Here is a 3,549-nt window from a genome sequence, read left to right as displayed (position 1 = left end):
GGCTGTGGCGCAGAGTTATCAAACAATTCACACTTTTTGCGGCGTTTTTTCCTTGTCTACGGCATTTCAGTTTCCAGCTCTGGGCGAGATTTTCTCTCTTTGTTTAGGCAGCGCAATTTTTGAGATGCCCGACATATTGCTGTGCACAGTGTCGGTGAAAAAGCTGGGAACCTTTTGGAACCTCTGGATTTTCTCAAATCTCCGACCACCTAAAATTCAAAAAGCGGCTTCATCGACCACCTGGCACGGCGCTGAGGCGAAATCCCGCAATCCCTTGGCACGCCCCGCTCTGCGGGGCGTTGTGACCGGGAGGTGGGCGCTTTGCGACCACCTCCCTTTATCCTCGTACTAAATTCGAACGCCCCTGGTCCCAGCGAAACAGCCATAACCAAGGGCGGAAGAATCATGTTCAGAGAGAAAAAATCCGGCGCTGAAATGGAAAATATGGCAGCCCTTTGGACATCCGTTTTCTGGTCTCGTCCTTCGCCTGCAAGGGCCCCTCAGCGGCGACATCCTGGTTTGCTGGGACCACCGGTGCCCCTGTATCCAATCGTCTCACACAGGGCGGCACAGGGGCAGCACGGCGGGATTTCTTTTCTTGGTGTGTAAAGGCACCGCAGCATTTTCTTTCTCTGCAGATAAAGTGGGTCCGGGCTTCCGCCCGGAAATCGTGTCGGCTGCCGCTCGCGGCAAGCCAGGCGCTCTGCTTGCCCCACCCGCGGGTGGGTAAAATCTCTTGTTCCACCTTGTTTTACTTATAGGAGCCCTTTTTGTGCGCTTGTTTTTTCTTCTTTTCCATGGTACACTGAATTTACGATGGAGGTGTACCTATGTACCCTGCATATCATGTATTTGACCTCTCCTGCAGCCAGGAAGTCCCAGCAGAAATCCTTCCGGCCATCGAGTCTGACTTTCGCCTCACCGTGCAGGATTGTTGGCAGACCAGTTGGATGTCCAAGTATCTTCAGGAGCCATTTCTCCAGAAATACGCATTGAAAATTGCAGCCACAGGCGAGCTTGTAGGACTCGGCGCCTATCGAAATATGCCGGAGGGATTTTTGGTATATATTGAGTACATAGAAAGTGCGCCTCACAGCAACCCAACTTTATCGAAAAATCGCAAATATCGCGGCATTGGGGCCGCGCTTTTGGCTTACGGAGTCCAGTTATCGATAGACTCTGGTTACGGCGGTACGATTTATCTGAAGGCAAAAACCTCAGAGATACGGGAACACTATATTCGTGATTTCGGAGCAATACCATTCAGCCATAGGGAGCCCTTTCTGCTGCTGATTGACGGAGAGGCTGCCCGAAACCTGCTATTTCAATTCATGAAGGAGGAGTTGTGATGCTATCTGAAAACTACGCAAAGCTGGACGATTTGGCGGGGCCGGATTCTTTTGTCACACCTCCCAGCCAGACGGATCTGGCATATATTCTGCATTTTCAGAAAATCTGTAAACGCTACAATATCGACTTTGCAACAGCAGATGAGGATGAGCGGGATTTTGTAATCCGTATGGCAGAAAAGAGTTTTTACTCCATGCGCGCCTGACCCAAAATCTGACCCAGAACCGGAAAAACTGGGTCGGAACAGAGAGAATATAACCTCCGGGTTTGGGCCCATTTTAGGCCCAAAAACGCCCGGAAAGCGTTGAACCGCAGCAGATGGACAAACCGACAGCAGCTCATAACCCGGAGGTCGGAGGTTCAAGTCCTCCTCCCGCAACCATAGAAAAACCCAGTGATTACAAGGCTTTGCGGCCTCGGTCACTGGGCTTTCTTTTTGTATTGAGAGGGCAAAAGCGGGACTTTAGCGGGACTGTGCCCCTGATTTACTGTGCCGTGGGCATTAAAAGAACGGCCCAGACATCCACGCCCAGGCCGCTCTATACGATAGGTTTACTTGTACTTTCCGGCGCAGGCCAGAATAATCATGACTGGCAGCGCCAGAATAAAGAAGATAATCATAAAGCCCACCCCCTTGCCTCTATGGTATCACTACGCCTGTTTCCTGTAAAGCAGATTGTCCAGGGTGTCGCTTGCCTTTTCGTCGCTCTTGGCAAGCACATGGCTGTAAATATCCAGCGTGGTTGAAACTTTAGCGTGTCCCAGCCGCTTTGAAACGGTGAGAATGTCCACGCCCTGGGCAATCAATAGACTGGCCTGTGTGTGGCGGAATTTGTGCGGGTGGATCGGCGGCAAGCCGTGGCGCTTGGAGAACTTGGCAAGCCAGTCTGTGGGGCTGTCTGGGTGCATCGGCCCGCCGTTCTCCGCCGTCAGAACATAGCCGGAGGGAGTGATCCCCAGTTTTAGGAATGTGGCCGCCTGCTCCGCTCTCCAGCGTTTCAGAAGGGCCATAACGGACGGAGAGACAGACACATAACGGTTTTCCCCGGTCTTTAGCGTGGTGCTGATCGCGCCGCTCTCCGGCGTGTAAACGCGATTTTCGCAGAGATACAGTTTATTGTCCATCCAGTCCACATGCTCCCAGCGCAGGCCCATGGCCTCACCCCTGCGGCAACCTGTGGAAATCAAAATCTGAACGCAGACTTGCCACTTCAACGGCTCCAGTTCCAGCGCCTTTAGAATGGCCTGTACTTCCTCCACTTCAAAAGCATCCATTTCGTGCTTTGGCAGTTTGGGCGGTGTGGCCCGCTCGGCTGTATTGAATGGGATCAACTGCTCTTTCACCGCCTGGGCCAGTATGGTGCTGATAACCCTATGATGCTCCACAATGGTCTTTGCAGATAACCCGCCGCCGGTTTTCTTGTTCTGTCCCGGCTCTGCCAGTTTTGCGTAAAGACGGTTCAAATGGTCTGGCCGTAGGTCTTGCAGTTTGATAGGGCCGATTTCGGCGTTGATCCGCTTTAGCATATCTTTGTAGCGGACGGCTGTTTTCACCTTTAGGCCGTTGCGCTCTTTCAGTTCCACCACATAGGCGGCGTACTTCTCAAAGTTGGGCTTTTCAATGGAAACTTGCCCCTGCTTGCAGGCCTCTTCAAACAATGTGGCCTGCCGCTCTAACTCTTTGGCGATTTGCCGCTTGGTCATGCCCGGCGTGGGCCGCCAGGTCATCATGTAATCTTTCAGCCGTGTACCGTCTGCGTTGCGTCCACGGAATACCCGGATTTGATAGCTGATGATCTCGCCATCTTTATTCCTGCGTGGTGTGATATTAGCCATATACTCCACCTTCCAGCTTTATAAGCAGCTTTATGGCCTCCAGCTTTTCGCCTGGTGTCGCTTTGGGGTTCTGCCTGATCTGACGCAGTGCGTTAATTGTGGCCTCCAGTTCGGCCCGCTCCCGCTCGTGGCGTTCTCTCCGGGCCTGGGTGTTGCGCTTGCGGGTTTCTTGGGCCTGGGCGTGGCTCCTATCCATGCTGGGCGGCCTCCCTTTCTGTCACCTCTTGATGTTCTTGTATTTGGTCAAATACATTTCTGTCACCGCCCTTCTGGGAGGGCGGACAGACTGCCGTCGTCCTCGTCCAGGGATTCAATGGCCAGGCGCATCCCCAACCGGAACCCCAGGATGAAGTTCTCCAGGGC

At 53.1% G+C, this 3,549-nt stretch carries 5 protein-coding genes; 3 read left to right on the top strand and 2 right to left on the bottom strand.

Annotated elements, in window-relative coordinates; all coding sequences use genetic code 11:
* The 3 genes from B5F19_RS17790 to B5F19_RS16555 form a co-directional block, all read left to right on the top strand.
* Positions 1 to 352, top strand: a 352-nt coding sequence (locus tag B5F19_RS17790; RefSeq protein WP_204248359.1) for a hypothetical protein, incomplete at its 5' end; no start/stop codon positions are given.
* A 478-nt stretch (positions 353 to 830) separates the two neighbouring features.
* A complete protein-coding gene (locus B5F19_RS16560; protein WP_087292825.1) occupies positions 831 to 1,349 on the top strand; it encodes a hypothetical protein in 519 nt (172 codons plus the stop codon).
* Complete coding sequence (locus B5F19_RS16555) at positions 1,349 to 1,555, top strand: hypothetical protein (protein WP_087292822.1); 207 nt, start codon at positions 1,349 to 1,351, stop codon at positions 1,553 to 1,555. Before B5F19_RS16560 ends, B5F19_RS16555 begins: the two co-directional genes overlap by 1 nt.
* A gap of 446 nt (positions 1,556 to 2,001) precedes the next feature.
* On the opposite strand, the gene B5F19_RS16550 is transcribed toward B5F19_RS16555, so the two are convergent.
* Both B5F19_RS16550 and B5F19_RS16545 read right to left on the bottom strand, forming a co-directional pair.
* A complete protein-coding gene (locus B5F19_RS16550) occupies positions 2,002 to 3,186 on the bottom strand; it encodes a site-specific integrase (protein ID WP_087292819.1) in 1,185 nt (394 codons plus the stop codon).
* Positions 3,179 to 3,382, bottom strand: a complete 204-nt coding sequence (locus tag B5F19_RS16545; RefSeq protein ID WP_087292816.1) for a hypothetical protein — start codon at positions 3,380 to 3,382, stop codon at positions 3,179 to 3,181. The genes B5F19_RS16550 and B5F19_RS16545 overlap by 8 nt, the downstream gene beginning before the upstream one ends.
* Positions 3,383 to 3,549: the final 167 nt, after the last annotated feature.

Source organism: Pseudoflavonifractor sp. An184 (assembly GCF_002160305.1).
In the GTDB taxonomy this organism is placed as follows: domain Bacteria; phylum Bacillota; class Clostridia; order Oscillospirales; family Oscillospiraceae; genus Lawsonibacter; species Lawsonibacter pullicola.
Note: the sequence above shows the minus strand (reverse complement) of the source record. Positions and strands in the feature narration are given on the sequence as shown.

Coding starts and splice junctions, on each gene's coding strand:
- B5F19_RS16545 (WP_087292816.1), bottom strand. CDS start 3,382: ATGGATAGGAGCCACGCCCAGGCCCAAGAAACCCGCAAGCGCAACACC.
- B5F19_RS16550 (WP_087292819.1), bottom strand. CDS start 3,186: ATGGCTAATATCACACCACGCAGGAATAAAGATGGCGAGATCATCAGC.
- B5F19_RS16555 (WP_087292822.1), top strand. CDS start 1,349: ATGCTATCTGAAAACTACGCAAAGCTGGACGATTTGGCGGGGCCGGAT.
- B5F19_RS16560 (WP_087292825.1), top strand. CDS start 831: ATGTACCCTGCATATCATGTATTTGACCTCTCCTGCAGCCAGGAAGTC.